Origin of the sequence: Halorubrum xinjiangense (assembly GCF_049604745.1) — an archaeon.
Classification (GTDB): Archaea; Halobacteriota; Halobacteria; order Halobacteriales; family Haloferacaceae; genus Halorubrum; species Halorubrum xinjiangense_A.
On record NZ_CP187140.1, the window covers coordinates 1,205,407 to 1,230,182 of the forward strand.

At 67.2% G+C, this 24,776-nt stretch carries 32 protein-coding genes and 3 tRNA genes; 20 read left to right on the forward strand and 15 right to left on the reverse strand.

From position 1 onward, the window contains the following. The first annotated feature begins 97 nt into the window (after positions 1-97). A complete protein-coding gene (locus ACOZ35_RS07120) occupies positions 98-1,372 on the forward strand; it encodes an IS4 family transposase (protein WP_424016034.1) in 1,275 nt (424 codons plus the stop codon). Between the two features lie 147 nt (positions 1,373-1,519). Here ACOZ35_RS07120 and ACOZ35_RS07125 read toward each other — a convergent pair whose 3' ends face one another. From ACOZ35_RS07125 to ACOZ35_RS07175, 11 genes are all read right to left on the reverse strand, one after another. Beyond that, positions 1,520-2,464: a DNA adenine methylase gene (locus tag ACOZ35_RS07125; RefSeq protein WP_424015702.1), complete on the reverse strand. Its 945-nt coding sequence runs from the start codon at positions 2,462-2,464 to the stop codon at positions 1,520-1,522. A gap of 66 nt (positions 2,465-2,530) precedes the next feature. Beyond that, the gene (locus ACOZ35_RS07130; protein WP_424015703.1) at positions 2,531-2,845 is read right to left on the reverse strand and encodes a hypothetical protein; all 315 of its coding nucleotides are present in this window, start codon (positions 2,843-2,845) and stop codon (positions 2,531-2,533) included. A gap of 102 nt (positions 2,846-2,947) precedes the next feature. Next, entirely contained in the window at positions 2,948-3,178 is a 231-nt protein-coding gene (locus ACOZ35_RS07135; RefSeq protein ID WP_424015704.1) for a hypothetical protein, read from the reverse strand. Positions 3,179-3,416: 238 nt separating this feature from the next. After that, a tRNA-Pro gene (locus tag ACOZ35_RS07140) sits at positions 3,417-3,487 on the reverse strand. Positions 3,488-3,533: 46 nt separating this feature from the next. Then, positions 3,534-4,721, reverse strand: a complete 1,188-nt coding sequence (locus tag ACOZ35_RS07145) for a succinylglutamate desuccinylase/aspartoacylase family protein (RefSeq protein WP_424015705.1) — start codon at positions 4,719-4,721, stop codon at positions 3,534-3,536. Between the two features lie 22 nt (positions 4,722-4,743). Further along, complete coding sequence (locus ACOZ35_RS07150; protein WP_424015706.1) at positions 4,744-5,727, reverse strand: RNA-guided pseudouridylation complex pseudouridine synthase subunit Cbf5; 984 nt, start codon at positions 5,725-5,727, stop codon at positions 4,744-4,746. A 20-nt stretch (positions 5,728-5,747) separates the two neighbouring features. Next, entirely contained in the window at positions 5,748-6,326 is a 579-nt protein-coding gene (cmk, locus tag ACOZ35_RS07155; RefSeq protein ID WP_424015707.1) for a (d)CMP kinase, read from the reverse strand. 111 nt (positions 6,327-6,437) lie between these two features. Continuing rightward, positions 6,438-6,800, reverse strand: coding sequence for a hypothetical protein (locus ACOZ35_RS07160; protein WP_424015708.1), 363 nt, complete (start codon positions 6,798-6,800; stop codon positions 6,438-6,440). Continuing rightward, positions 6,790-7,830 carry a zinc-binding dehydrogenase gene (locus ACOZ35_RS07165; RefSeq protein ID WP_424015709.1) on the reverse strand — a complete coding sequence of 347 codons (1,041 nt, stop codon included), beginning with the start codon at positions 7,828-7,830 and terminating at the stop codon, positions 6,790-6,792. Before ACOZ35_RS07165 ends, ACOZ35_RS07160 begins: the two co-directional genes overlap by 11 nt. A gap of 451 nt (positions 7,831-8,281) precedes the next feature. Continuing rightward, positions 8,282-8,692 (reverse strand): hypothetical protein, encoded by a 411-nt coding sequence (locus tag ACOZ35_RS07170; RefSeq protein WP_424015710.1) that lies wholly within the window; start codon positions 8,690-8,692, stop codon positions 8,282-8,284. Between the two features lie 134 nt (positions 8,693-8,826). Beyond that, positions 8,827-8,988: a hypothetical protein gene (locus ACOZ35_RS07175; protein WP_424015711.1), complete on the reverse strand. Its 162-nt coding sequence runs from the start codon at positions 8,986-8,988 to the stop codon at positions 8,827-8,829. A gap of 353 nt (positions 8,989-9,341) precedes the next feature. Here ACOZ35_RS07175 and ACOZ35_RS07180 point away from each other — a divergent pair. The 13 genes from ACOZ35_RS07180 to rpsB all read left to right on the forward strand — a co-directional run bounded on the left by ACOZ35_RS07180 (position 9,342) and on the right by rpsB (position 15,603). Then, a tRNA-Ser gene (locus ACOZ35_RS07180) sits at positions 9,342-9,427 on the forward strand. 56 nt (positions 9,428-9,483) lie between these two features. After that, a complete protein-coding gene (locus ACOZ35_RS07185) occupies positions 9,484-10,005 on the forward strand; it encodes a 30S ribosomal protein S13 (RefSeq protein WP_424015712.1) in 522 nt (173 codons plus the stop codon). Then, complete coding sequence (locus tag ACOZ35_RS07190) at positions 10,002-10,529, forward strand: 30S ribosomal protein S4 (RefSeq protein WP_424015713.1); 528 nt, start codon at positions 10,002-10,004, stop codon at positions 10,527-10,529. Before ACOZ35_RS07185 ends, ACOZ35_RS07190 begins: the two co-directional genes overlap by 4 nt. Positions 10,530-10,535: 6 nt before the next feature. Continuing rightward, positions 10,536-10,928: a 30S ribosomal protein S11 gene (locus ACOZ35_RS07195; protein ID WP_004595254.1), complete on the forward strand. Its 393-nt coding sequence runs from the start codon at positions 10,536-10,538 to the stop codon at positions 10,926-10,928. 1 nt (position 10,929) lies between these two features. Then, positions 10,930-11,682 (forward strand): DNA-directed RNA polymerase subunit D, encoded by a 753-nt coding sequence (locus tag ACOZ35_RS07200; protein WP_424015714.1) that lies wholly within the window; start codon positions 10,930-10,932, stop codon positions 11,680-11,682. Positions 11,683-11,831: 149 nt separating this feature from the next. Next, positions 11,832-11,916 (forward strand) — tRNA-Leu (locus ACOZ35_RS07205). A 39-nt stretch (positions 11,917-11,955) separates the two neighbouring features. Then, positions 11,956-12,309, forward strand: coding sequence for a 50S ribosomal protein L18e (locus ACOZ35_RS07210; protein WP_004595256.1), 354 nt, complete (start codon positions 11,956-11,958; stop codon positions 12,307-12,309). Then, entirely contained in the window at positions 12,306-12,755 is a 450-nt protein-coding gene (locus ACOZ35_RS07215) for a 50S ribosomal protein L13 (protein WP_006628060.1), read from the forward strand. The genes ACOZ35_RS07210 and ACOZ35_RS07215 overlap by 4 nt, the downstream gene beginning before the upstream one ends. Further along, the gene (locus ACOZ35_RS07220; RefSeq protein WP_004595258.1) at positions 12,749-13,147 is read left to right on the forward strand and encodes a 30S ribosomal protein S9; all 399 of its coding nucleotides are present in this window, start codon (positions 12,749-12,751) and stop codon (positions 13,145-13,147) included. The genes ACOZ35_RS07215 and ACOZ35_RS07220 overlap by 7 nt, the downstream gene beginning before the upstream one ends. Positions 13,148-13,159: 12 nt before the next feature. After that, positions 13,160-13,354 carry a DNA-directed RNA polymerase subunit N gene (locus tag ACOZ35_RS07225; RefSeq protein WP_006628058.1) on the forward strand — a complete coding sequence of 65 codons (195 nt, stop codon included), beginning with the start codon at positions 13,160-13,162 and terminating at the stop codon, positions 13,352-13,354. 2 nt (positions 13,355-13,356) lie between these two features. Continuing rightward, positions 13,357-13,533 carry a DNA-directed RNA polymerase subunit K gene (locus tag ACOZ35_RS07230; protein WP_004595260.1) on the forward strand — a complete coding sequence of 59 codons (177 nt, stop codon included), beginning with the start codon at positions 13,357-13,359 and terminating at the stop codon, positions 13,531-13,533. Beyond that, positions 13,533-14,735 (forward strand): phosphopyruvate hydratase, encoded by a 1,203-nt coding sequence (gene eno, locus ACOZ35_RS07235; protein WP_424015715.1) that lies wholly within the window; start codon positions 13,533-13,535, stop codon positions 14,733-14,735. The genes ACOZ35_RS07230 and eno overlap by 1 nt, the downstream gene beginning before the upstream one ends. Positions 14,736-14,751: 16 nt before the next feature. Continuing rightward, entirely contained in the window at positions 14,752-15,603 is an 852-nt protein-coding gene (rpsB, locus tag ACOZ35_RS07240; RefSeq protein ID WP_424015716.1) for a 30S ribosomal protein S2, read from the forward strand. Positions 15,604-15,688: 85 nt separating this feature from the next. Here rpsB and ACOZ35_RS07245 read toward each other — a convergent pair whose 3' ends face one another. Then, complete coding sequence (locus ACOZ35_RS07245) at positions 15,689-16,039, reverse strand: DUF4870 domain-containing protein (protein WP_424015717.1); 351 nt, start codon at positions 16,037-16,039, stop codon at positions 15,689-15,691. Between the two features lie 87 nt (positions 16,040-16,126). Next, positions 16,127-16,732, reverse strand: a complete 606-nt coding sequence (locus ACOZ35_RS07250; protein ID WP_424015718.1) for a mechanosensitive ion channel domain-containing protein — start codon at positions 16,730-16,732, stop codon at positions 16,127-16,129. A gap of 126 nt (positions 16,733-16,858) precedes the next feature. Between ACOZ35_RS07250 and mvk the strand changes: the two genes are divergently transcribed. The 4 genes from mvk (at position 16,859) to ACOZ35_RS07270 (ending at position 20,093) form a co-directional block, all read left to right on the forward strand. Next, positions 16,859-17,875, forward strand: a complete 1,017-nt coding sequence (gene mvk / locus ACOZ35_RS07255; protein WP_424015719.1) for a mevalonate kinase — start codon at positions 16,859-16,861, stop codon at positions 17,873-17,875. After that, positions 17,872-18,651 carry an isopentenyl phosphate kinase gene (locus tag ACOZ35_RS07260; RefSeq protein ID WP_424015720.1) on the forward strand — a complete coding sequence of 260 codons (780 nt, stop codon included), beginning with the start codon at positions 17,872-17,874 and terminating at the stop codon, positions 18,649-18,651. Before mvk ends, ACOZ35_RS07260 begins: the two co-directional genes overlap by 4 nt. Positions 18,652-18,717: 66 nt before the next feature. After that, the gene (locus tag ACOZ35_RS07265) at positions 18,718-19,761 is read left to right on the forward strand and encodes a P-loop NTPase (RefSeq protein ID WP_424015721.1); all 1,044 of its coding nucleotides are present in this window, start codon (positions 18,718-18,720) and stop codon (positions 19,759-19,761) included. Next, on the forward strand, positions 19,758-20,093 hold the full coding sequence (locus ACOZ35_RS07270; RefSeq protein ID WP_424015722.1) for a hypothetical protein: 336 nt from the start codon (positions 19,758-19,760) through the stop codon (positions 20,091-20,093). The genes ACOZ35_RS07265 and ACOZ35_RS07270 overlap by 4 nt, the downstream gene beginning before the upstream one ends. A 37-nt stretch (positions 20,094-20,130) precedes the next feature. On the opposite strand, the gene ACOZ35_RS07275 is transcribed toward ACOZ35_RS07270, so the two are convergent. Next, positions 20,131-22,053, reverse strand: coding sequence for an aldehyde ferredoxin oxidoreductase family protein (locus tag ACOZ35_RS07275; RefSeq protein WP_424015723.1), 1,923 nt, complete (start codon positions 22,051-22,053; stop codon positions 20,131-20,133). A 126-nt stretch (positions 22,054-22,179) separates the two neighbouring features. On the opposite strand from ACOZ35_RS07275, the gene yqeC reads away from it, so the two are divergent. Then, a complete protein-coding gene (gene yqeC, locus ACOZ35_RS07280) occupies positions 22,180-22,911 on the forward strand; it encodes a selenium cofactor biosynthesis protein YqeC (protein ID WP_424015724.1) in 732 nt (243 codons plus the stop codon). Between the two features lie 2 nt (positions 22,912-22,913). Here yqeC and ACOZ35_RS07285 read toward each other — a convergent pair whose 3' ends face one another. Continuing rightward, a complete protein-coding gene (locus ACOZ35_RS07285; RefSeq protein ID WP_424015725.1) occupies positions 22,914-23,513 on the reverse strand; it encodes a hypothetical protein in 600 nt (199 codons plus the stop codon). A gap of 90 nt (positions 23,514-23,603) precedes the next feature. On the opposite strand from ACOZ35_RS07285, the gene ACOZ35_RS07290 reads away from it, so the two are divergent. Beyond that, complete coding sequence (locus ACOZ35_RS07290; protein ID WP_424015726.1) at positions 23,604-24,761, forward strand: CobW family GTP-binding protein; 1,158 nt, start codon at positions 23,604-23,606, stop codon at positions 24,759-24,761. The last annotated feature ends 15 nt before the right edge of the window (positions 24,762-24,776 follow it).

Sequence of the window (24,776 nt, forward strand, 5' to 3'; positions counted from 1 at the left end):
CGAAGAACCGCATGACAGCAGCGGCTTATCGAGGCTACTTTTTGAGAGGAATGAGGAGGCGGCAAGTGTGCACCAAGACGCCTCCTCATCAAGAATCATGCGTCGGCTTACTACACTGTTTCCCTCTGAGTTCCTCGAAGAGCACGCCGAGGAACTCGGCGTGGTCGAGCGTGAGGGCAAACTTCAGATTCCCGTCCTCGTGTGGGCGCTCGTGTTCGGCTTCGCCGCAGGCGAGAGCCGAACACTCGCTGGATTTAGACGCAGCTACAACTCTACAGCCGATGAGACGATCTCTCCCGGTGGCTTCTATCACCGGTTGACACCGTCACTTGCAGAGTATCTCCGCGACCTCGTCGAGCGTGGTCTCGACGAGGTCGCTGTTCCCGACGCTGTTGACGCTGATATCAACCGATTCAGGGACGTGATGATCGCTGATGGAACGGTGTTGCGGTTGCACGAGTTCCTTTCCGACGAGTTCCAAGCTCGCCACGAGGAGCAGGCTGGAGCGAAGCTCCACCTGCTCCACAATGCCACCGACCAGACGATTGAACGGATCGATGTGACCGATGAAAAAGCGCACGACAGTACGCTGTTCAAGACGGGATCGTGGCTGCGTGGACGGCTGGTTTTGTTCGACCTAGCGTACTTCAAGTACCGCCGCTTTGCGCTGATCGACGAGAACGACGGCTACTTTGTGAGCCGGTTGAAGCAGAACGCGAATCCGGTGATAACAGAGGAGTTACGGGAATGGCGCGGGCGCGCCATTCCCTTAGAAGGGGAGAAGATCCACGACGTGGTCGGTGATCTCTCGCGGGAGTACATTGACGTAGAGGTCGAAGCGGAGTTCAAGCGGGGTCAGTACGAGGGAACACGGTCGCTAGACACGAAGCGGTTCCGCGTCGTCGGCGTCCGGGACGAGGACGCCGACGACTACCATCTGTACATCACAAATCTACCGAGAGAAGAGTTTTTCCCGGCAGATCTAGGGACGCTATATCGGTGTCGATGGGAGGTAGAAACGCTGTTTCGTGAGTTGAAGACGCAATACGAACTAGATGAGTTCGACACGAGCAGCCCTGTTGTGGTGGAGATTTTGCTGTATGCGGCGTTGCTGTCGCTGCTAGTGAGCCGTGAGTTGTTGGATCTGGTCTCCGAGCAGGCTGACGACGAGATCGTGTTTCCACCGGAACGCTGGGCGGCGACCTTCCGGTCGCACGCCCAGCTCATTCTTCACGAACTCGGTGAGTTCCTCGGCTACTCACCACCGCCGCTGTTGGAGCGGCTGATCGAAGACGCACAAAAGATCCACCAGCAACGACCGATCTTACAAGAGACGCTCGCTACCGCTACTCAACCAAGGTGTGAGGCTTAACTAAAGACGAATGACCGGTACTACAATCGGACGACGAGCAACCACAATTCGTAGCTGGCTTCGGAAAATTGACGAGGTCAAGGTCTATGATAACGGAAAAACGACCTACGACTACTTTGTGAAAGATCTAAGCTCGTTTGGGGACAGTTAGTTGTAGTCTGGTATGTGGGTGTGCTGACTTCGTCTATCCTCTTTGTCGATATTTGTAATAATGACTTCCTCTACCTCTCCTCGGCTATCCCCATCCGAATTGATCGCCCGACGGGCACCAATTTCCGAGTAATCGAAATTCGCCATTCTATCCGTCTCGTACAAGTCCGTAACTGACGGAGCATTTGAGATGACAACGTTGACGCCCCGCTCATCCAGTTCAAGAGCTACATCACTCAGGCGTCTTTGTTCATCTTTACCGAATGATTCAGAGGTGTACTCAACGAATGACGAAGAACTAGACTGTGGATCATACGGTGGATCGAAGTATACGAGATCGTCTTCTTCAGCCTTATCTAGGATATATCCAAAATCTTCGCACAGTATCTCGACGCCAGAGAGGGCATTTGATGCCTCCTGAAGTTTCGAATCCATGTCGAGTCCGAGACTCTTGTGGTTTCCAATTGGAACGTTGAATTCACCGGATCGGTTCTCACGATAGAGTCCATTGAAGCAGGTCCGGTTGAGCCATAAGAACATGGCTGCCTCACGGGTCTTGTCGTAGTCTTGGTTGTTCGGCCGCTTATTGAATAGTGCCCGGACTTGATAGTAGTAGTTCTTGATCTCGCGGTCGTGCTGGTCCTTCTCGTCATGATCCCACTCAGAGTTTGGATCGTCGTCGGGCATCCGCTGACGCAGCTTATCTAGTTCGTCAAGTAGTCCAGGAACGTCTTTCTGTAGCACACGATAGAAATTCACTAAACGAGGATTGATATCGTTGACTGTAGCTGCGTCCTCGTGAGTCTCTCTGAAGAAGACGGCACCACCACCAAAAAACGGCTCGTGGTAGCTCTCATAGTCGTCTTCATCTTTGAAATGGTCAAGAATTCGGGGGAGGATCTGACGCTTGCCCCCTGCCCATTTCAAGATCGGGTCTGCCATTGTATGCCTTCGGGATCTGCTTGATCTTAAATATACTGTCTAAGATCGTGTACCTGATGATGAATATTACTCGCTGGAGTGAGGGGGAGCTTGTTCCGCAGCACGCTCACAGATCAGCATGATCTCAAAAATATCGTTTGCTGCTTGATTTCCTTCAGGTGCTTTTGTATTGTCTCTCACCTCCTTAGCCTGCATCCTTGCTTTCCTAAACGATTCTCTCTGCCGACCCAACTCCTTGGAGTTCATACTAGAAAAGAGCTTGATTAGGAATTCCCAGCAGGTGTATGGATCGGATTCTAAAATCTCTGACCAGTCGCGGGCACTGGGATCAAGATGTTCGTATGGATTGGGAACTTCCCCTTCGTCATTATCTGTGGGCATTAATCCCTCGTATATAAGCGAGCCTGATAGTTATTTTCCTGGTTGAAATCCAAAAGGAGTATATCGCTGAATTGGAGGCTGCAATTGGCTCGTTGGTTCAAATTAGAACTGATCCCGCGGAGCCGACTCGGTCTCTAGCCAGTGCGCGCCGATCTGGTCCGTCTCGACCTGCCTGCGCTTGTGCTTCTCGTCGCCGTCGTCGACGAGCGCGTAGCTGAAGACCAGCGCTTCGTCCCGGTTCCGCCGGTGCCGATACAGCCGACTCTTCAGGTTCTCACACTGTCCGATGTACTCCAGCGGCTCCTGCTCCTCGCGGTCCCAGATCCGATACACGCCCGGACCGGTCGGGAGTCGTACGCGTTCACGAGCAACTCCGATTCGGATCAGTCGAGTCGCATTCCTCATCACCGAAGACTACCCTGACCTCTCAGAAACGTGACCGTCGCAGTACCGGCACTGCGCGGTTTCGTCGGAACCGCCGATTTGGGTGGTTTATAACGCACCAAAATCCGATTTTTCGGACGTTAGAAAGCGTCGAGACTCCCGATAATGAGAGTCAACAAGAATCGTATGGGACCGCTGAGAGTCGAACTCAGGTCATACGGACCCCATCCGCATAGGATACCACTACCCCACGGTCCCTGACTACACGCAGAAAAACGACGGTCCGGTAATTAAGGACTTCGCTTCACTCCTCGTCGGCGTCCCGCGGGACCACGAGGTCGCCGTCGTCCCGCACTGCGAGGCTGCCGATCGGGTCGCCCTCGTAGACGGCCAACCCCTCGCAGCGACCGAGGACGTAGCCGTCGCTGTCGGCGCGGACCGTCCCGCGCTCCTCGCCCGCGGCGTTGACCACGTCGGCGAGCACGTCGTCCTCGGCGAACGCGTCTCCGGCTGCGACGCGGTGCCGGACGAGGCCGGAGTCGTCAGTCGTCGGCCCGCGGAAGCGCCGCACGGGGAACTCGACGGGCGCGGGGTCGACGCCGACGCCGGGCTCGTCGACCGACTCGGGCACGGCCTCTGCCTCCACGAGCCCCATTTCGACCGCGACGCCGAAGACGCCCGCAACGCCCGCGTCGAGGCGGGCGTCGCCGACGACGCTGTGCGCACCCAGCTCCGCCGTGAACGCCGGAACCCCGGCCTCGTTGAGCACGGCGCCCGCGGTCGACCGCTGGAGGTTCTCCTCGACGTACTCCGCGGCTGGGTACTCCCGGACGACCGGGAGGCCGAACGCGTCGATCAGCCGGCCAAGCTCCGCGGAGAGCGCAGCCGCCTCCGACTCGCTCCGGCGGTCGCCGTAGAGGACGCGATCGCGGATGGCGAAGGACTCGCTGCCGACGCCGGCGGTGTGACAGTCGATCAGCGCGTCCGCGGCCGCGTTCGTCCCGACAGTCTCGACGGCGAACTCGGACGTGTCGTCCGGTGTGTGACCGGTTATCGCGGCGTACAGCCGGGCGTCGATCCGCTCTTGGAGCTTCGGCGGGCGCGCCGACTCCGCGTCGGCGTCTGGGAAGTGGCGGTTCGGGTCCTCGTCGGCGTAGTACGTCTCCCTCGCGTTCCGACGCAGTCCGGCCGGGGAGACGACGGGCACCGCGACGACCGCGCCCGCGAGATCGGCGAGGCACTCGCCGAGGGCCGCGACCGCGTCCTGAACGACCGCGACGCCCGTCGCCTCGTCGCCGTGGACGCCGCCCGTGAGCCACAGCGTGGGCCCGTCCTCGGCGCCGTTCGCGACGACGACCGGAAGCCGCTCCGCGCCGCCCGTCGGGAGCTCCGCGACCGGGAGCCGGCCGCGGTCGAGCGTGCCCGGTGCCGCGCTCGCGCTTCCGAGTTCTATCCGTCCGCCCGCTTCCCCGTCTGCGTCCGACTCGTCCATACCCGAACCGGGGATGGCAGACTCATAAAAGAACGCGCTCCAAGTCGACGACCGTCCCACTGTCGGCGTCCGGATCGCCGACGACGCGCCCGAGACAGACCGCGGTACCGTCCGGCGTGAAACACGCGACGAGGGGTGGATCCCCGTCGCCGTCGCGGTCGGGCTGCGTGGCGTCGTCGTCGACGTCGATCACGCCGGGAGCGTAGACGGGCGCGCCGGTCGCGACGTTGCGCGCGGCGGACCGCGCGACCGTCACCGCGGGGAGGTGCGTCAGGGCGTCCTCGGCCGGTCGGACCACCTCGCGGAGGTGCGCGTCGTCGCCGTCCTCGGCCCACGCGAGCGCGTCCACGAGGTCCTGAAGCGTGTGGAGGTCGCGGTCGTCGAACGGGTCGGTGGCGGTCCGGCGGAGGTGGCCCATATGGGCGCCGACGCCCGTCGCGAGCCCGATGTCGTGACACAGCTTTCGGACGTATGTCCCCGACTCGCATCGGATCCGGAGGAGGGCCTGCCGGTCGTCGACCTCCAGTACGTCGAGGTCGTGGATCGTCCGTGTGCGGAGCCGGCGGCTGACGGCGCTCTTCCGCGGCGGCTTCTGGTAGATCTCGCTCTCGAACTCGGCGACGACGTCCTCGAAGTCCGCCGGGGGCGAGCCGTGGAGCTCCAACACCGCGACGTACTCCTTGGTTCCTTCCAGAAACACCTGCGCCATGCGCGTCGCGTCGCCGGTCAAGGTGGGGAGGCAGCCGGTGACTTTCGGATCGAGCGTGCCCGAGTGAGCGACGCCGCCGGTCGGGGGGCCTTCGGGATCGAGCGCGGCGAGCGTCTCGTCGACGGCGTCGCGAATCCACGCCGACACCTGGTGGGAGGAGGGGCCGGCCGGCTTGTCGAGGTTGACGACCCCGAACCGGAGCAGCTCCGGCACCGACCGCTCTCCTGGCGGCGCTCTGAGGGGTCCCTCGCTGTCGGCGGGAGCGTCGGCGTCCGAGTCGTCGGGTGAGTCGTTCATGACGGGCGAAACTCGCGGATTCAGAAGTCGTAGACGACGCCCTCGACGGGCGCTTTCCCCTCGTCGTCGTCGCGGTCGTACGCCTCGACGGTGGCGACGAGGACGTCGAGGAACTTCTCGGGCCCCCAGCGGGCGGTGTTGTACGCGGCGTCGTAGATCGAGAGGTCCTCGATGTCGATGTTGTAGTATTCCTGGTACCGCTTGCGCTCGGAGGCCTCGCGGCGCTCCGTCTCCGTTCGCGCGCGGTCGACGTCCTTCGATTCGCGCTCCGCGATCCGCTCCGCGCGGACCGACAGCGGCGCGTCGAACCAGAACCGGAAGTCGGCGTGGTCGGCCGCGAGCCAGCCGGCGAGCCGGGATTCGAGGACGACGTCGTCGCGCTCGACGGCGATCTCGCGGAGGCGGCGGTCGAGGTCGCGGTCGATCTGCGGGTCCTCCTCGGCGAACTCGTTGAACTCGACGGGCGTCATGTCGCGTTCGGCCGCCATCTCGCGGAAGATGTCGCCGCCGGAGACGTGCCCGAGACCGAGCGCGTCCGCCAGCTGGACGGCGTTGGTGCTCTTCCCGCTCCCAGGCGGGCCGGAGACGGTGATCAACATATCACCACTGCGCGGGTGTCGTTCAAAACGGTTGTCGTTCGCTGGCGCGGCGGGACGATCTGACGGGGGCAGCGCCGGCCGCGCGGGAGCCCTCTCGCCCACGCAGACCGCTCACTCCTCGTGGTCGGCGGTCGCGGCCGTCATCGACCAGACCGCGACGAGGCCGAGGAGGAGCGCGGGGACGAGCGGGAGCGCGAGGTACGTCGCGAAGAAGGGGAGCCCGAACCAGCCCGCGGCGTACGGGTAGACGTAGATGATCCCCGGGATGACGAGGGCGCAGACGAATATCGCCGCCGTCAGCGCCCACCCCTTGCGACCGAAGCCGTCGGCGGCGGGTTCGTCGGCGTCGACCGTCGGGTCCCGCGAGCCGTCGCCGCCGCTGTCGGTCGCGTCGGCATCCTCGTCCGTAGCGGGAACGTGGACGTAGCCGCCGTCGGTGGTGCCGTCGGCGGCCGCGTCGGTCTCAGAGCTCACTGTCGGGTCTAACCACCACTTTGCCAAAGCCCTCACGGTTCTCGATCATCTCGTGTGCGCGCGCAGCCTCGCTCATCGGGAGCACCTCGCGGACGCGGGGTTCGAAGGTGCCGTCCCAGACAAGGTCCAAGACCTCGTCGACCTCGCCGGGCGTCGCCATCGTCGAGCCGAGCACCGACAGCTGGTTCCAGAAGATGCGGTTGAGTCCGGCGCCCGGGTTCCCGCCGGTCGTCGCGCCGCAGGTGACGAGCCGGCCGCCCTTCGCCATCGACTTGAGGGAGTCCGGATAGGTGGCCTCACCGACGTGGTCGACGACCACGTCGACGCCGCGCTTGCCCGTGATCGCGTTGATCTCGTCCGCGAAGTCGTTCGCCTCGTAGTCGATGACGTGATCGGCGCCACAGTCCTCGGCGTGCGAGAGCTTCTCCTCGGTGGAGGCGGTGGCGAACACCTCACAGCCCGCGTGGTCCGCGATCTGGACCGCCGCGTGGCCGACGCCGCCGGAGGCGCCCAAGACGAGCACCTTCTCGCTCGCCTCAATCTCGGCGCGCGTGTGGAGCATGCGCCACGCGGTCTGGAAGACCAGCGACGCGGAGCCGGCGACCTCCCAGTCGACGCCGTCCGGGACCGGGACGAGGTTCGCCGCCGGGACCGTCGCCTTCTCCCCGTGGACGCCGCGGACGTGTTCCCCGATGATGTGGAAGGAGACGCACAGCGACTCCTCGCCGTTGCGGCAGAACTCGCACTCCCCGCAGGAGACGCCGGCGCTCACGGCGACGTGGTCGCCCGGCTCGAAGCGCGTCACGCCCTCGCCGACGGCCTCGACGACGCCCGCCGCGTCGCTGCCGGGGATGTGCGGCATCTCCAGGTCGATCCCGGGCATCCCGCGTCGGGTCCAGATGTCGAGGTGGTTCAACGCGCCGGCCTTCACGTCGACCAGCACCTCGCCGCGGTCCGGCTCGGGGTCGGGGAACTCGCCGTACTCGATCACGTCGCGGTCGCCGTGCTCGCCGAACTGAACGGCTTTCATACCCGGACACTCCGGCGGAACCCACTAAACAGTACGCCTCACGGAACCGGGCGGCGCGCCTCGACTGCTCTGTTGAAATCCTATCTTCAGACAGGGTCTTGTCTGAAACAGCTGGTTGCTGAACGTACGTATTGACCAGAGGATATTCATGAACTCGTCATGTTAGAGTCCCACCATGACCCTCTCTCTGCCAGCAACTATCGCCTACAGCTTTGTCGCGTCTGCTATCGTCGGCCTCTCTTTCAGCTTTCTCACCGACCGTATCTCCGTGAAAATGGGACTTCTCTTAGCGGTTTCTACTACAGCTGGTCAAGTAGTCGTGAGAATGCTGTGATCAGTGTATCGATCGCAACCGGATCAGAGTATATCACTTCTTGAGGATTTCAACAGAGCCAGAGTCTACGGAGTGACGGAGTGCTTCTATTCTATTTTTCTCGGAGACGGCAGGTGATTAGTTCGGGGCGAATCGCCGGAACGCATACGCGACAGTAGACGCGAGAATTCCCATTGGGAGACCATAGAAGATTGCTGTCCCGGCACCGGTTAAAAGGCCATAGTCGGGTTGGGGGTGATTAAGAGCGGTGACAGCGTACAGGGAGTAGCCGCTCACGGTGATCACGGCGACGGCAGTACTCACGAGTATCCCGTCGTTTCGATACGTGTGTATCCCTGCCAGAACAATTGCTACTACCGCGACTCCGAGTGGACTCGTAAATAAACCGAATGTGTTTCCCATCTCGGAGTTTCCAGCGAGATAGCGTTGCCCGAAGGACAAGGCCATGAGAACGACCGAGTACCCGAGATACCGAAGCGATAGTTTCAGCGACTTCCCGAGAAGGAGCGATTCTAGCCGCGAGCCCATTTGTGCTGACCGGTTCACCAGTTGAATAAGCGTTTTCATCGAGGGGGCCCGCGGGAAATCGGAGATATCGATAGTCGGTGTCGGTGGCTCTGTTGACGTTGCCTCGCTCTCCGACGGTCCGAAACGGTCGACGCTCAGCTGGCTAGGACGATCATCGCGGCGAGCAGGATGACGAAGAGCAGGAACGGAAGGAGGACCCAGACCGCGTCCCACCCGCTCGACCCGGTCGAGTCGTCGTCGGAGGGTTGTAGGGAACCCGGAGGGGAATCGGCCATGGCGCTACCGGGGTCGTTCATGTGTGAAGCTTCCGAGTGTCTTCTATAAATGCTTTCTGCGGTCGCTGTTCGGAACGATGTCGGTCAACTCCACGCCTCTCGTCTGGGAGTGTAGCGGTCGCATCTCTCAGCGACCGGCCTTCGAATGGGAATCTATCTGGAGAGTATTTCAACGAGTCGCCTCGACGGAACCGGCGCGTTCGACGTAATCTCGTCGTTGACGGCCGTCGATGCTGCCTGCGCGGAGACCGTGCGAGACCCCCACAGCGACCCGGCCGTTTCGTGATGTTTAAGTACCGAAAGCGGGAGGTAACGAACGCACGAACTGCAGGGGCGTCGGGTCCCGAGTCCGAGAGGGCGATGATACAACGCGGGTTGCGGTAGCCAAGCCTGGCCCAAGGCGCAGGGTTGCTAACTCTGTGGCGTCACTGCCTCCGGGGTTCGAATCCCCGCCGCAACGCTCGAACGGACGAGTACCGCCGGGATCGCGCCGGTAGGACTCACCACAACCAACACATGAGCACGGAAGAATCACAGGACGACTCGCCGGAGGAGGAGGAAGACCTCCAGTACTTCGTTCGGATCGGGGGCGCGGACCTCGACGGGACGAAGACGGTCGAGCGAAGCCTGTCCGAACTCGACGGCATCGGCACGCGCACGGCGCGGCTGGTCGCCGAGAAGGCCGACGTGGACCGAAACGCCACGTTCGGGCTCCTCGACGAGGATGACATCGACGCGGTGGTCGACATCGCGGAGAACCTCGAAGACCACGTCCCGTCGTGGATGACGAACCGACAGAACGACTTCTTCTCCGGAGAGACGACGCACCTCGTCGGCACGGACGTCGACGAGAAGCGCCGTCACGACATCAACCGGATGAAGATCATCGAATCGTACAAGGGCGTGCGCCACAAGCGCGGGCAGAAGGTCCGCGGCCAGCGCACCAAGTCCACGGGTCGCTCGGAGGGGACCATCGGGGTCAACGTCGAGGAGATCCGCGAGGAGATGGAAGACGAAGAAGGCGGTGACGACGAATGAGCACCGGGAAAAACACCAAGGGCTACGAGACGCCGAACCACCCGTACCAGGGCGAGCGCATCGCCGAGGAGTCGGATCTCCTCTCGCGGTACGGCCTGAAGAACAAAGAGGAGTTCTGGCGCGCCCAGTCCGAACTGCGTAACATGCGTCGAGAGGCCCGACGGCTGCTCGGCGAGGCGCAGGGTGACGTCGACGTCGCCCAAGACGCCGGCGCGGAGTTCGTCGCACGGCTCCGCCGCATCGGCATCCTCGGCGACAACGACGACATCTCGACGGTCCTGTCGCTCGACGTGACCGACCTGCTGGAGCGTCGCCTCCAGACGGTCGTCTACCGACAGGGCTTCGCCTCCTCGACCCAGCAGGCCCGCCAGTTCATCGTCCACGGCCACATCACCGTCAACGGCGCCCGCGTCACGCGCCCGTCGGTGAAGGTGGACGTCGACGACGAGGGCGCCATCGCCTTCGACGAGACGAGCCCGCTCGCGGACGATCTCCACCCCGAGCGCGCGGAGTCACAGGAGTAACTATCCATGAGTGAATCCGAAGACGGAGGAAAGTGGGGCATCGCCCACGTGTACGCGTCGTTCAACAACACGCTCATCACGGTCACCGACGAGACGGGCGCCGAGACGATCGCCAAGTCGTCCGGCGGCACCGTGGTGAAGCAGAACCGCGACGAGGCGTCGCCGTACGCCGCCATGCAGATGGCGGAGGTCGTCGCCGAGCGCGTCAAGGACGCCGGTCTGGAGGGCGTGCACGTTCGCGTGCGCGGCCCCGGCGGCAACCTCAACAAGTCCACCGGTCCCGGTGCGCAGGCGACGATCCGCGCGCTCTCGCGTGCGGGCGTCGAGATCGGCCGGATCGAGGACGTCACGCCCATCCCGCACGACGGGACGAAGGCGCCGAAGAACAAGCGAGTCTGACATGACCGAAGACGAATTCGACGTCCAGTACGTCGAACGGGACGAACGCAGCGCGCGGGTGCTGATCCGCGGGCTCACGCCGGCGTTCGCCAACGGCATCCGCCGCGCGATGATCGCCGACGTCCCGACGTTCTCGATCGACACCGTTCGGTTCGTCGAGAACTCCTCGGTCATGTTCGACGAGATGATCGGACTGCGTCTGGGGCTTATCCCCCTGACGACGCCGCTCGACGACTTCGAGGTCGGCGACGAGGTCACCCTCGCGCTCGACGTCGAGGGACCGGCGACGGCGTACTCCGGCGACATCGAGAGCAGCGATCCGCTCGTCGAGGTCGCGGACGACAACGTCCCGATCATCGAACTGAAGGAGGGACAGCGGTTGGAGTTCGAGGCCGACGCGGTCCTCGACACCGGTAAGGAGCACGCCAAACACCAGGGCGGCGTCTCCGTCGGCTACCGCCACCTCCAGCGCGTCTCGGTCGAGGGCGACCGCGGCGAGTTCGACGACGACGAGCCGAACATCCTCCGCGGGGTCATCGAGACGCCGGACGGAGAGATCGAACTCACCGACGAGTTCGACAACGACCTCTCGGAACGGTTCCCCGGGAAGGAGGTCGCGGTCGAGGACGTGCCGGGCGCGTTCGTCTTCCACATCGAGACGGACGGCTCGTTCGACGTCGAGGAACTGCTGCTCCGCGCGATCGACTCCATCGAGGAGCGCGCGGACGAACTACAGACGAAAGTCGCAGTATAAGGAAATGACGGCCCTTCGAACCAACACCCTGACCGTCGCCCCCGCCGCCAGCCGCGGCCCCGCCTCGACGATCGAGGCGCCCGCGGCGGGTCCGGCGGACGGCGGGACCGAAAGTGGTTTGAAGGGAGCCGGAATACGGTGGAGTGCACGCAGGGATAGCCAAGTCAGGCCAACGGCGCAGCGTTCAGGGCGCTGTCCTGTAGAGGTCCGCAGGTTCAAATCCTGCTCCCTGCACTCCGTTTTCCACGAACTCTCCGTTCAGGAGGGACAGCTATGAGTAGCAAGACGAACCCGAAACTACAGAACCTCATTGCCGATCTGAAGTCGGTCTCGCGCGACTCCGGTGCCAACGTGTGGCAGGACGTCGCTGACCGACTGGAGAAGCCACGGCGCACGCACGCTGAGGTCAACCTGGGCCGTATCGAACGATACGCGCAGGAAGACGAGACGGTCGTCGTCCCCGGCAAGGTGCTGGGCAGCGGTGTGCTCGAAACGAACGTCACCGTCGCCGCCGTCGACTTCTCCGGGACCGCCCGGACGAAGATCGATCAGGCCGGCGAAGCGGTGACGCTTGAACAGTACGTCGAACAGAACCCCGAAGGAAGCAACGTGCGGGTGATCCGATGAGCCTCGCGAAGATAGACGCGGACGTCGTCGTCGACGCCCGCGACTGCATCCTCGGTCGCGTCTCCTCTGAGGTCGCACAGCGCGCCCTCGCCGGGGAGACCGTCGCCGTCGTCAACGCCGAGCGCGCCGTCATCACCGGCAACGAGGAAGCGACGATGGAGACGTACCACAAGCGCGCGGAGCTCGGCTCGGACAGCGGGCCGTACTACCCCAAGCGTCCGGACCGAATCTTCAAGCGCGCCATCCGCGGCATGCTGCCGTACAAGTCGGAGGACGGCCGCGAGGCGTTCTCGAACGTGCGCGTGTACGTCGGGAACCCCTACGAGCGCGACGAGGACGTCGAGAGCGTCGTCCTCGACGGCACCTCGCTCGACCGCCTCTCGAACATCAAATTCACCACGCTCGGGTCGATCTCCGAGTCTCTGGGAGCCAACGTCACATGGTAACGAACACCTCAGGCAAGAAGAAGACGGCCGTCGCCCGCGCCACCGTGCGCGAGGGCGAGGGTCGCGTTCGCATCAACTCCCAGCCAGTCGAGCTGGTCGAACCGGAGCAGGCGCGGCTCAAGATGCTGGAGCCGTTCCGCATCGCGGGCGAGGAGCTCCGCGACGGCGTCGACATCGACATCGACGTCGAGGGCGGCGGCTTCAGCGGGCAGGCGGACGCGACGCGGACCGCCATCGCCCGCGGGCTCGTCCAGCACCTCGGAGACGCCGAGCTGCGCGACGCGTACATGAACTTCGACCGCACCCTGCTGGTCAACGACGTGCGCCAGTCCGAACCCAAGAAGTGGGGCGGACCCGGCGCGCGCGCTCGCTACCAGAAGTCCTACCGCTGAGGTGATCCAGTCATGATGATCCCCGTCCGGTGTTTCACGTGCGGCAACGTCGTGGGTGAACACTGGGAAGAGTTCAAAGAGCGGGCTCGCGAGGGCGACGAGGACCCCGGCGAGGTGCTCGACGACCTCGGGGTCGACCGGCACTGCTGCCGGCGCATGCTGGTGAGCCACCGCGACCTCGTCGACGTCGTCTCGCCGTACCAGTAACCATGTCAGAACAGCGATACAATCGATACGAGAAGGCACGCATCCTCGGCGCGCGAGCGCTGCAGGTGTCCTACGGGGCGCCCGTGCTGATCGACACGGACCAGACGGAGCCGATCCTCGTCGCCGCGGAGGAGTACGACGCGGGTGCGCTCCCCTTTACGGTCCGGAGGGAGAGCTGATGACGCGGATCACCAGCATCTCGCTGCGTCGCGTGCTCGACTCGCGGGGGAACCCGACGGTCGAGGCCGACGTGCTCACCGAGTCCGGCGGCTTCGGCCGCGGGGCGGCCCCCAGCGGGGCCTCGACGGGCGAGTACGAGGCGATAGAGCTGCCCGCGAGCGAGTCGATCGCGAAGGCCCGCGAACACGCGGTGCCGCGCCTCGAAGGCGTCTACGCGGGCGACCAGCGCGCGGTCGACAACGCCTTACGCGCCGCCGACGGGACGGACGACTTCTCCGCCATCGGCGCCAACAGCGCGGTCGCCATCTCGATGGCGGCGGCGAAGGCGGCCGCCGACGTGCTGGGCGCGCCGCTGTACCAGCACCTCGGCGGCGCGTTCCGCGGCGAGAACTTCCCGATCCCGCTCGGCAACGTCGTCGGCGGCGGGGAGCACGCCAAGGAGGCGACCCACATCCAGGAGTTCCTTGCGGCGCCCGTGGGCGCACCCAGCGTCTCGGAGGCCGTCTTCGCGAACGCCGCGGTCCACGCGGCGGTCGCGGACGTGCTCGACGAGCGCGGCGTCCCTGCGGCGAAAGGCGACGAGGGCGCGTGGGCGCCCCCAATCTCGGACGCGGAGGCGTTCGAGGTCGTCGACGAAGCGGTCGACCGCGTCGAGGACGAAGTGGGCTTCGAGATCCGCTTCGGGCTCGACATGGCGGCCGCCGAGCTGTACGACGACGACCGCGAGGCGTACGTGTACGGCGACGAGACGAAGTCGGCCGACGAGCAGATCGAGTACGTCGCCGGCCTCGTCGACGAGTACGACCTCGCGTACGTCGAGGACCCGCTCGACGAGAACGACTACGAGGCGTTCGCGGAGCTGACCGACCGGGTCGGCGACCGGACGCTGATCTGCGGCGACGACCTGTTCGTCACCAACGTCGAGCGGCTCCAGGACGGGATCGACGCGGGCGCGGCCAACAGCATCCTGATCAAGCCGAACCAGATCGGGACGCTGTCGGACGCGTTCGACGCCGTCGAGCTCGCCGCCCGCAACGGGTACGAGACGGTTATCTCCCACCGTTCGGGCGAGACCGAGGACACCACCATCGCACACCTCGCCGTGGCGACCGACGCCGGCTACATCAAGACCGGCACGGTCGGCGGCGAGCGCACCGCCAAGCTGAACGAACTGGTCCGCATCGCGGACGACGCGGTATGACGGGCCCACACCACGCATGAGCGAAGACAACGACGCGGTCGAACTCGACGACGACGCGGAGACCGAGGCGGTCGACGCGGGGGTCGAGGAGGAGGCCGACACGACCGAGGAACCGACCGCCGACGCGGCTGCCGAGGGGGCGTCCGCCGACGCCGAAACTGGGGCGTCCGCCGACGCCGAACCCGAAGCACCCGCCGACGCCGAGAGCGAGGCCGCCGCCGAGGGCGACGCCGCCGACGAGGAGGAAGAGGCCTCCCCGTTCGACGACGACGTCATGCCCGACGACGACGTCGACCTGCTGATCCCCGTCGAGGACTACCTCTCCGCCGGTGTCCACATCGGGACCCAGCAGAAGACGAAGGACATGGAGCGGTTCATCCACCGCGTCCGCGACGACGGGCTGTACGTCCTCGACGTGAGCCTCACCGACGAGCGCATCCGCACGGCCGCGGACTTCCTCGCGAACTACAATCCCGAGCAGATCCTCGTCACGTCCTCGCGGCAGTACGGCCGGTTCCCGGCCGAGAAGTTCGCGGACGCCATCGGCGCCCGCGCCCGCACGGGACGCTTCATCCCGGGCACGCTGACGAACCCCGACTACGCCGGCTACATCGAGCCGGACGTCGTCGTGGTCACGGACCCGATCGGCGACGCGCAGGCCGTTAAGGAGGCCATCACCGTCGGCATCCCGGTCATCGCGATGTGCGACTCCAACAACCAGCTGTCGAACGTCGACCTCGTCATCCCGACGAACAACAAGGGTCGTCGCGCGCTGTCGGTCGTCTACTGGCTCCTCGCCAACGAGACGCTCGACCGCCGCGGCACCGACACCGTGTTCGCCCTCGAAGACTTCGAGGACGAACTCTAACGCGGTCGTTTTTCGAGTTCTCGGTTCCGTTTCGTCCGTTCACCGCCCGCGAGCCGCCGCTGTCTCTCAGCGGAAAACAGCGTCCTCAGACGATGTCCGGCGTGTACGGGTACGAGTAGACCTGCCCGTCGTTGGCCTTCACAGTCGCGATGAGGACCAAGGCCAGGTCGACGATCCCGATGATCGGGAACAGCAGGAGCCCGATGAACACGAAGCTCAGGACGCCGGCGATCATGAGCGCGGCGAAGATCACGATCTGGAAGTTCAGCGAGTTCTTCGCGTTCTGCTTGACGAGTTCGTCGTCGTCGTCCGCGAGGACTAAGAACAGGATCGGTCCGAGGAAGGAGGCGAAAAGCGCCGACGCGTGCGACAGCGCCGCCAGCGTCGTGTCGCCCTCGACGCGCCCGTCGCCGGTCTCGGTAGCAGGTGTCGACATAACGCGACAATCATATCGGAGCTGATAAATAAGTGTTGGGAGACCGCACCGCCCCGGCGGGCGGCCGTCGACCGTCGCCGCCCGTGCTCAGTCGGCTGTCGACGGCCCGCCGTCGGCCGGCGCGTCTTCCGGGTCGGTCCCCGGAGCATCCGTCTCCTCGGGCACGTCGTGGGTCCACCGCGGCTCTATCTCGCGGTTCGCCATCACGATCCGGTCGCCGGCGTCCGTGTCGATCCGCGTCTTCCGGAGTTCGATGGCGGCGACGGTGCCGGTGACGCCCTTGGCCTCGACGCGGTAGCCGACGTTGAAGTCCGGGTCGCGGAGGAGGTAGACGCCCGCCACCGTGTCCTCGATCATCTCGGAGAGCGCGTAGGAGACGCCTAAGGCGATGAAGCCGACGGCGGTGCCCAGACTCGCCGCGATGTCGCCCATGCCGAGCACCTTCAGGAACGTGAGCGCGACGCCGAACCAGAGGAAGATGGCCACGAGCGTGACGATCAGGTCGCCCACGAGTTCGCGGTCGCCGATGTACATCCGACTGATCGACGAGCGGACGAGTGCGAGAACGACTCGCACCGTCACGTACGCCAACGCGAGGAACACCAGTCCCGAGAGCAGCCGCGGGATCGCGACGGCCAGCCCCTCGAGGAAGTTCGTGAACGACTGTCGCAAAAGCGACGGAAGCGCGATCATGGCGCGCACGAGGACGGCCGCCGGTGAAAAGCTGACGGGGGCGAAGCCGTTTGCCGTTCCGGATCCTCGCCGTCAGCCGCGCCCACAAGCGCAACGCCTGTAAGCGCGGGGGGAGAGGAAGTTCTTATGACCGTTTGCGAGGCGCCGGGGAAGGTGTACCTCTTCGGCGAACACGCCGTCGTCTACGGGGAGCCGGCCGTGCCGGCGGCCATCGAGCGACGCGCCACCGTGACCGCCGAGCCGCGCGAGGACGACCACGTGCGCGTCGAGGCCGAGGACCTCTCCTTAGACGGGTTCACGGTGGAGTACGCCGGCGGCACCGGCGACCGCCCCGACGTCGACGTGCCGACCCCGCTCGTCGAGGCCGCGATGGGGTACGTCGACGCGGCCGTCGAGCAGGCCCGGGAGGCGGCCGACGCGCCCGACGCCGGCTTCGACATCACCGTCGAGAGCGACATCCCGCTCGGCGCGGGGCTGGGGTCGTCCGCGGCCGTGGTCGTCGCGGGCATCGACGCCGCGACCCGCGCGCTCGGGGAGCCGCTCGACCGCCGGGAGCTCGCCGACCGGGCGTACCGGGCCGAGTTCGAAGTACAGGACGGGCAGGCCTCCAGGGCCGACACCTTCTGTTCGACGATGGGCGGCGCGGTCCGGGTCGAGGGCGACGACTGCGAGCCGATCGACGCCCCGAACCTGCCGTTCGTCGTCGGCTTCGACGGCGGCGCGGGCGACACCGGCGAACTGGTCGCCGGCGTCCGCGCCTTGCGCGAGGAACACGAGTTCGCCGCGGACACGGTCGAGTCCGTCGGGGACCTCGTCCGGACGGGCGAGGGGCTGCTCGCGGACGCCGACCCCGAGAGCGACCCCGAGCCGGAGCTGCTCGCGGAGCTGGGCGAGCTGATGGACTTCAATCACGGGCTGCTCGCCGCGCTCGGCGTCTCCGCGCGGTCGCTCGACGCGATGGTGTGGGCCGCCCGGGACGCGGGCGCGCACGGCGCGAAGCTCACCGGCGCGGGCGGCGGCGGCTGTATCGTCGCGCTCGACGAGAGCGACGCAACGGAGACCGCGCTCTCGTTCACGCAGGGCTGCGAGGAGGCGTTCCGCGCGGAGCTGGCGACCGAGGGCGTCCGGGTGGTGGAGCCGTGACGGGAGCTGCCGAGGAGTCGGCTCCCCCCGTCGTCCTCAAGCTCGGCGGGAGCCTGATCACCGAGAAGGACAGCCCCGAGACGCTCGACGACGCGGGGCTCGACGCCGCCTGCGACGCGGTCGCCGACGCGCTCGCGGCGGGCGCGGTCGACCGGCTCGTCGTCGTCCACGGCGGCGGGAGCTTCGGCCACCACCACGCCAGCGAACACGCCGTCTCGACGACCGACGGGACGCGAGACGCGCACGCGGTGGCCGCGGTCCACGGCGCGATGAAGCGGCTGAACGCGCAGGTGTTAGAGGAGCTCCGCGAGCGCGGCGTGCCCGCGGTGCCCGTCCATCCGCTGTCGCTCGCGGCGCGCCCCGAGGGCGCAGAGGGCGGGCTCGACCTCCCGCTCGGGTCGACGGCGACGCTGCTCGGCGAAGAGTTCGTCCCGGTCCTCCACGGCGACGGCGTGGCGACGGCGGGCGACGGCGTCACGGTCGTCTCGGGCGACGAGCTGGTCGTCGAACTCGCCGCGGGGCTCGGCGCGCGCCGCGTGGGCGTCTGCTCGACGGTCCCCGGCGTCCTCGACGGCGACGGCGACGTGATCGACGAGATCGACGACTTCGACGCGGTCGCGGACGCGCTCGGCGCGAGCGACGCCACCGATGTCTCCGGCGGCATGGCCGCGAAGGTGCGGGAGCTGCTCGCGCTCGACGCGCCGGCGTACGTGTTCGGCGCGGAGGGACTGGCGCCGTTCCTGCGCGGTGAGGGCGCGGGAACCCGGATCGACTGAGCGGCCTTCCCGCGCCGCGAGGGCGGGTACAGAACCCTTATTCGACCCACGGCCCTCCCTCCGGGTATGAACGAAGCGGACGTACGGGAGCGGCTCGCGGACGTGCGGGACCCCGACCTCGGCGACGACATCGTCTCGCTCGGCTTAGTGAACGACGTCGAGGTCGACGAGGGCGCGGGGACGGTCCGCGTGTCGCTCGCGCTCGGTGCCCCCTTCTCGCCGAACGAGTCGGCAATCGCGGACGACGTACGCGAGGCCCTCGCGGGGGCCGGCCTCGACGTCGAGCTGTCGGCGTCGATCCCGGACGACCTCTCGGCGGACGAGCAGGTCCTCCCCGGCGTCCAGAACGTGATCGCGGTCGCCTCCGGGAAGGGCGGCGTCGGGAAGTCGACCGTCGCGGTGAACCTCGCCGCCGGGCTCTCCCAACTCGGCGCCCGCGTGGGCCTGTTCGACGCCGACGTGTACGGGCCGAACGTGCCGCGGATGGTCTCGGCCGATCAGCGCCCAGAGACCGACGGCGAGACGATCGTCCCCCCCGAGCGGTTCGGCGTGAAGCTGATGAGCATGGACTTCCTCACCGGCGAGGACGACCCCGTCATCTGGCGCGGCCCGATGGTCCACAAGATCATCACGCAGCTCGTCGAGGACGTCGAGTGGGGCGAGCTCGACTACCTGATCATGGACCTCCCGCCGGGCACCGGCGACACCCAGCTCACCATCCTCCAGACGCTCCCCTTAACGGGCGCCGTGATCGTCACGACGCCGCAGGACGTGGCGCTCGACGACGCGGTGAAGGGACTTCGCATGTTCGGCAAGCACGACACGAACGTCCTCGGCATCGCGGAGAACATGGCGGGGTTCCGCTGTCCGGACTGCGGCGGCTTCCACGAGATATTCGGCTCCGGCGGCGGCAAGGGGCTGGCACAAGAGCACGACCTCCCGTTCCTCGGCGGGATCCCGCTCGACCCAGACGTGCGCACCGGCGGCGACGACGGCGAACCCGTCGTGTTGGAGGACGGCGAGACCGCGGACGCGTTCAAGGTGCTCGTCGAGAACGTCGCGAACAACGCCGGCGTCGTCCGCCGACGCGGGGTGAGCGAGGGGCGATGACCGGCGCGGACGACAACGGCGCGGGAGCCGGTGGCGAAACCGGGACGACCGGCGACGACCACGAGGACCCCCTCGCCGCCGCGGGCGTCGACCCCGTCGTTCCGGAGGACGCGTCGGACGCTGAGTTCGCCGCGGACGACGAGGTGCGGGAGTTCCTCCGCGACGTGGCCGAGGACGTGCGAGGCGACAGCTCGGAGAGCAAGCAGCTCTCGGCGATACTCTACCGCGTCTCGGACCTGTACGACGGGGAGGAGGAGACGTCGCCGGAGGATATCTACCTCAACGTCCGGCACATCATGCGGATCAAGTCCGAAGGTGGACTGCGCCGCTGAGGCGGGCGCGAGCGCCGGAGATCATTTTTAAACCCAGTCAGTCGTCCGATTCGGCCGCCGCGGCGAGGTCGATCGGACGCTCGTCCAGCGGCGTCGCGTCGTCGACGACGCCGGCGAGCCCGAGCCGATCCAGCGTTTCGGGCGTCGGGAGCCCGTGATCCCCCCAGCCGCGGGCCGCGTAGTAGCGGTCTAACAGGCGGTCGAACGCGTCGACGTCGACGCCCGGCGTGCCGTCGGCCGCGGACGTGCGGAGCGCCCCGGGGAGCGCATCGTCCGCGCGGTCGAACCCCTCGCGGGCGTTGAACAGCCGGGTGAGCGTCCAGATCCGCTCGCCGGTCGTCGCGAGCGCGTCGACCGGTTCGTCCGGCGCGGCGCCGTCGGTCTCGCCCTCGGCGTCGCCGTCGCGGTCGGCGTCGACGACCGCGGGGTGGGTAACCGCAGGATGATCGACCGCCGCGAGCCACTCCGCGCCGAGGTCGGTCCAGACCGCCTCGCCGACGAAGTCGTCGACGACGAGGCTCCAGAGGACGGACCGCGCGTTCTGCTCGCCGACCACGTCACGGACCCGGTCGGCGGGGGACCGGTCTGGTCGGGCGAGGGGCTCGGTGTCTTGTGGCCGCGCGCGGCGGTGGCACGCGCCGCGGTCGCTCGTCGCGTACGCGAGCGCGACGCCGACCGCCGCGCGGGGGTCGAAGCCGGGCAGCGCCATCGACTTCACCGTGGGCACGAGGTCCGCGCCGCCGAACCGGGCGACCGCGGCGTCGATCCCGTCCGCGAGCGCGTCCGGCAGGTCGGGGTCGACGTCGAGGTCGGGCGGCGCCTCGCGGGCCGCGATCGCTTTTAAGAGGCGCTCGGCGCCCGCCGCGTCGCCGAACGAGACCGGACAGTCGACGACTCCCGCCTCGCCGGCGCGGACCGCCCACGCGACCGCGTTGCCCGCGCCGATCACGTCGAGGCCGAGTCGATCGCAGACCCCGCAGAGGTCGACGACGCGGTCGAAGTCGTCGATCCCGAGGCCCGCGCCGAGCGTGATCGGCGCCGCGCCGCGCGGGACCACCTCGCCGTCGGGCGTGTCGATCCGGAAGCCGCCGGGGACGGCGGAGCCCTCACCTTGGCTGGCGTCGTCGACTTCTTCGCGGCCCGTCGCGCGCTCCAGTGCGGCCTCGACACCGATGTCGTCGGCGCCGTCGAAGCCGGTCTCCGTCCATCCCTCCGCGGCGAGGATCCCGACCTCGTTCGCGTAGTCGACCGTCTCGACCGTCTCGCCGGCCCCCTGCCACTCGCCGGTCGGATCTCGGCCGTAGGCCGCGGCATCGCGGTCGCGGAGCGCGGCGAGGTCGTCCGGGACCGTCGGCGGGGGGTCGCGGGCGACGACCGCCTTCAGCCGCTTCGCGCCCATCACGGCGCCGGCGCCGCCGCGGCCCGCGTGGTGGTCGCCACCGTCGCTCGCGATCGTCGCGTACGCCGCCTCGCGCTCGCCCGCCGGACCGACGCAGGCGACCCCGGCGTCCGGGAGCCGTTCGGCCGTCTCGGCGGCGTCATCGCCCCACGCGTCGCTCGGTTCGACCCGTGCGTGGCCTCCCTCGACCTCGATCCGGACCGGCCGGTCGGCGGCGCCAGTCACGAGCAGGCCGAGACAGTCGTCAAGCGACCCCGCGAGCCGGTCGGCGAACTCGCCGCCGGCGTACGAGTCGAGGAAGCCGCCGGTGAGCGGGGACTTCGTCACCGCGGCGTAGCGCGTCTCGCCCGGGAGGTAGCCCGCAAGCGGCCCGACGAAGAATCCGAGGCGGTTCGCCGGGGCCGTCGGGTCAGTCCCGGGCGACAGCTCCTCGTAGAGGTAGCGCGCCCCCAGCCCCTTCCCGCCGACGTAGTCGCGTCGCCAGTCGCGCGGGACGCGCTCGCGGGCGGTCTCGCCCGTCGAGAGGTCGACGCGGAGGAGGCGGGTGCGGCGCCGACTCATTCAAAGACCCTGCGCAGCGGAGACGTATCAATCTGTTCGCCGCGGGGGTCGAGCGCCCGCGCGGTGCCCCCTCCGTCCGCGGATCCGACCGTTAGAGTGAGGCCGCCGGCGACCGAACGTGCGGGCATGGACCTGACGACCGCGCTCGACGCCCGCGACGCGACCGTCTGCGTCGTCGGCGCGGGCGGCAAGAAGTCGACGCTGTTCGCGCTCGCGGACCGACTCGACCGGTCGGTCGTGACCGCGAGCGTGCGGATACCGATCTTCGACGACCGGGTCGCCGCGGTGCGCGTGACCGAGGACCCGGTGGCCGCGATCGAGGGGGCGGAAGACGGCGACTGGCCGCTCGGGCTGGTCCCCGAACGCGAGCGGTCGGACCGGTACCTCGGGTACGACACGGAGACCGTCGCCGAGATCGCCGACGCCGCGCCCGGCGCGACGCTCGTGAAGGCGGACGGCGCGCGCCTCCGGGAGTTCAAGGCGCCCGGCGACCACGAGCCGCAGATCCCGCCGAACGCGGACGTCGTCGTCCCGATCGCGAGCGCGCACGTCGTCGGCGAGTCCCTCACCGAGGAGCTCGTCCACCGACCGGAGGAGGTCGCCGCGATCACGGGCCGAGAGATCGGGGACGAAATCCGCCCCGCCGACGTCGCGATGGTCCTCGCGAGTCCCGCGGGCGGGCTGAAGGGCGTTCCCGGGGACGCGACCGCGATCCCGGTCGTGAACAAGGTCGACGACGAGGCGGACGCCGCCGCGGCCCGAGCGATCGCTGGAGAGATCCTCTTCCGCGCGAACGTGCCGCGCGTCCTCCTCACGCGCCTGATCGACGACGAGCCGGTCGTCGAGGTCGTCGAGTAAGGCTACGAGGACTCGCCCGAGAGCTCGTCGAACGACCGCCACAGCGCCCGGTACAGCGTCCACGCGTCGACGTCGGTCCGGTCCATCACGGCCCGGCAGGCCTCGTCAAACCGCCGGTAGTCGGCGATCGAGGGCGGGTCCGGGTAGTCGTTGTCGAGTTCCCCCGCTGCGACAAGGACCGCCCACGTCCGGCGGTCGATCGCGACGAACCGCGACGGGGCGAGAAACTGGAGGAAGCCGGACGCGACCGCGACGTCGACCCCGACGAGCGCGGTGAGCGCGTCGAGGGCGGCGGCGACGTCCGGTGAGCCGTCTTCTTTTACGCCCACCGCGTCGACGGCGTCGTCGATGGCGTCGATCACGTCGTCGAACTCGTTGTCGCGGAACGCCTCCTCGCGCTCGCGCCGCTCGCGGTCCGGGTACTCGCCGAGGTACCGACGGAAGTACCACCGGACGATCCACTGCGCGTCTCGCCGCCCGTACTCGTCGCCGGCGAACGTCTTCGGGACCGTCTCGACGTGCTGGCGCTCAACGTCGTACAGCGGCTCCGTCTCCGCGTACGCCCGGGCGCGGTCCCGGACGGTCGACTCGCTCAGGTCCATCGCCTCGCGGTACGGCGGTGGCACGGATGAACGTTCGTCTCGATCGTCCCGATCGATCGTTTCATACGGACGTGGGGGCTGATAACACGCATGACAGACGACCGGATCCCGGTCACCGTCCTCAGTGGCTACCTCGGCGCCGGGAAGACGACATTGGTGAACCACCTGCTCGCGAACCCGGGCGACAGGCGGATCGCGGTCATCCTGAACGACATGGGCGAGGTGAACGTCGACGCCGAGCTCGTCGCGCGCGAGAACGACGAGGAGGGCGTCGTCGACCTCTCGAACGGCTGTATCTGCTGCCGGCTTCAGGACGACCTCCTCTCGGAGGCCGCGGCGCTCGCCGAGTCGCGCGAGTTCGACTACCTTCTCGTCGAGTCGTCGGGCATCTCCGAGCCGATCCCGATCGCGCGGGCGTTCACCGAGGGGACCGAAGACAGCGAGGTCGACCCCACCGAGCGCTTCCGGCTCGACACGATGGTGACCGTCCTCGACACCTACGGGTTCTGGAAGGAGTTCGACGCGGGCGAGAGCCTCCCGGGCGACGGCGAGCCCGCGGCCGACCGCCCCCTCGCGGACGTCCTCGTCGAGGGTATCGAGTTCTGCGACGTGCTCGTGTTGAACAAGACGGACATGGTCCCCGACGACGTGCTCGACGAGATCGAGTCGGTCGCCGACCGGCTCGGCCCGCGCGCGAAGCGGATCCGAACGAGCTACTCGGAGGTCGACCCCGGCGACGTGCTCGACACCGGGCGGTTCGACTTCGAGACGGCCAAGCGGTCGCCGGGGTGGAAGCGGGCGATAGCCGAGAGCGAGGGCGGCGCGGCGGGCGAGGGCGGAGCGGAAGGAAAGGAAGGAGACGGCCACGCGCACGACCACGACCACGCCGAGGGGGCCGCCGCGGCCCACGGGGTCGACTCGTTCGTCTACCGCTCGACCGACGCGCTCGACCCGGACCCGTTCGCGGACTGGCTCGACGACTGGGACGGCGCCATCGTGCGGGCGAAGGGGGTCGCGAACGTCGCGGGCACCGACGAGGTCATCGGCGTGAGCCAGGCCGGCCCCTCGGTACAGGCGGGCCCCATCGGCGAGTGGGGACCCGACGACGACCGCCGGACGCGGCTCGTGTTCATCGGCCGCGAGATGGACGAGGCGCGGATCCGCGGCGAGCTCGACGATCTGGCGACCGGCGACGCCGACGGAGGGCCCGCGGTCGACGAGGCGGCGGCCGACGCGTTCCCGCTGTGAGACCGGCGGCCGCTG

What these genes read in the sequence shown, in the direction of transcription:
- ACOZ35_RS07120 (WP_424016034.1), top strand. Translation starts at nt 98, where the DNA reads ATGCGTCGGCTTACTACACTGTTTCCCTCTGAGTTCCTCGAAGAGCAC.
- ACOZ35_RS07125 (WP_424015702.1), bottom strand. Translation starts at nt 2,464, where the DNA reads ATGGCAGACCCGATCTTGAAATGGGCAGGGGGCAAGCGTCAGATCCTC.
- ACOZ35_RS07130 (WP_424015703.1), bottom strand. Translation starts at nt 2,845, where the DNA reads ATGCCCACAGATAATGACGAAGGGGAAGTTCCCAATCCATACGAACAT.
- ACOZ35_RS07145 (WP_424015705.1), bottom strand. Translation starts at nt 4,721, where the DNA reads ATGGACGAGTCGGACGCAGACGGGGAAGCGGGCGGACGGATAGAACTC.
- ACOZ35_RS07150 (WP_424015706.1), bottom strand. Translation starts at nt 5,727, where the DNA reads ATGAACGACTCACCCGACGACTCGGACGCCGACGCTCCCGCCGACAGC.
- cmk (WP_424015707.1), bottom strand. Translation starts at nt 6,326, where the DNA reads ATGTTGATCACCGTCTCCGGCCCGCCTGGGAGCGGGAAGAGCACCAAC.
- ACOZ35_RS07165 (WP_424015709.1), bottom strand. Translation starts at nt 7,830, where the DNA reads ATGAAAGCCGTTCAGTTCGGCGAGCACGGCGACCGCGACGTGATCGAG.
- ACOZ35_RS07170 (WP_424015710.1), bottom strand. Translation starts at nt 8,692, where the DNA reads ATGGGCTCGCGGCTAGAATCGCTCCTTCTCGGGAAGTCGCTGAAACTA.
- ACOZ35_RS07175 (WP_424015711.1), bottom strand. Translation starts at nt 8,988, where the DNA reads ATGAACGACCCCGGTAGCGCCATGGCCGATTCCCCTCCGGGTTCCCTA.
- ACOZ35_RS07185 (WP_424015712.1), top strand. Translation starts at nt 9,484, where the DNA reads ATGAGCACGGAAGAATCACAGGACGACTCGCCGGAGGAGGAGGAAGAC.
- ACOZ35_RS07190 (WP_424015713.1), top strand. Translation starts at nt 10,002, where the DNA reads ATGAGCACCGGGAAAAACACCAAGGGCTACGAGACGCCGAACCACCCG.
- ACOZ35_RS07195 (WP_004595254.1), top strand. Translation starts at nt 10,536, where the DNA reads ATGAGTGAATCCGAAGACGGAGGAAAGTGGGGCATCGCCCACGTGTAC.
- ACOZ35_RS07200 (WP_424015714.1), top strand. Translation starts at nt 10,930, where the DNA reads ATGACCGAAGACGAATTCGACGTCCAGTACGTCGAACGGGACGAACGC.
- ACOZ35_RS07210 (WP_004595256.1), top strand. Translation starts at nt 11,956, where the DNA reads ATGAGTAGCAAGACGAACCCGAAACTACAGAACCTCATTGCCGATCTG.
- ACOZ35_RS07215 (WP_006628060.1), top strand. Translation starts at nt 12,306, where the DNA reads ATGAGCCTCGCGAAGATAGACGCGGACGTCGTCGTCGACGCCCGCGAC.
- ACOZ35_RS07220 (WP_004595258.1), top strand. Translation starts at nt 12,749, where the DNA reads ATGGTAACGAACACCTCAGGCAAGAAGAAGACGGCCGTCGCCCGCGCC.
- ACOZ35_RS07225 (WP_006628058.1), top strand. Translation starts at nt 13,160, where the DNA reads ATGATGATCCCCGTCCGGTGTTTCACGTGCGGCAACGTCGTGGGTGAA.
- ACOZ35_RS07230 (WP_004595260.1), top strand. Translation starts at nt 13,357, where the DNA reads ATGTCAGAACAGCGATACAATCGATACGAGAAGGCACGCATCCTCGGC.
- eno (WP_424015715.1), top strand. Translation starts at nt 13,533, where the DNA reads ATGACGCGGATCACCAGCATCTCGCTGCGTCGCGTGCTCGACTCGCGG.
- rpsB (WP_424015716.1), top strand. Translation starts at nt 14,752, where the DNA reads ATGAGCGAAGACAACGACGCGGTCGAACTCGACGACGACGCGGAGACC.
- ACOZ35_RS07245 (WP_424015717.1), bottom strand. Translation starts at nt 16,039, where the DNA reads ATGTCGACACCTGCTACCGAGACCGGCGACGGGCGCGTCGAGGGCGAC.
- ACOZ35_RS07250 (WP_424015718.1), bottom strand. Translation starts at nt 16,732, where the DNA reads ATGATCGCGCTTCCGTCGCTTTTGCGACAGTCGTTCACGAACTTCCTC.
- mvk (WP_424015719.1), top strand. Translation starts at nt 16,859, where the DNA reads ATGACCGTTTGCGAGGCGCCGGGGAAGGTGTACCTCTTCGGCGAACAC.
- ACOZ35_RS07265 (WP_424015721.1), top strand. Translation starts at nt 18,718, where the DNA reads ATGAACGAAGCGGACGTACGGGAGCGGCTCGCGGACGTGCGGGACCCC.
- ACOZ35_RS07270 (WP_424015722.1), top strand. Translation starts at nt 19,758, where the DNA reads ATGACCGGCGCGGACGACAACGGCGCGGGAGCCGGTGGCGAAACCGGG.
- ACOZ35_RS07275 (WP_424015723.1), bottom strand. Translation starts at nt 22,053, where the DNA reads ATGAGTCGGCGCCGCACCCGCCTCCTCCGCGTCGACCTCTCGACGGGC.
- yqeC (WP_424015724.1), top strand. Translation starts at nt 22,180, where the DNA reads ATGGACCTGACGACCGCGCTCGACGCCCGCGACGCGACCGTCTGCGTC.
- ACOZ35_RS07285 (WP_424015725.1), bottom strand. Translation starts at nt 23,513, where the DNA reads ATGGACCTGAGCGAGTCGACCGTCCGGGACCGCGCCCGGGCGTACGCG.
- ACOZ35_RS07290 (WP_424015726.1), top strand. Translation starts at nt 23,604, where the DNA reads ATGACAGACGACCGGATCCCGGTCACCGTCCTCAGTGGCTACCTCGGC.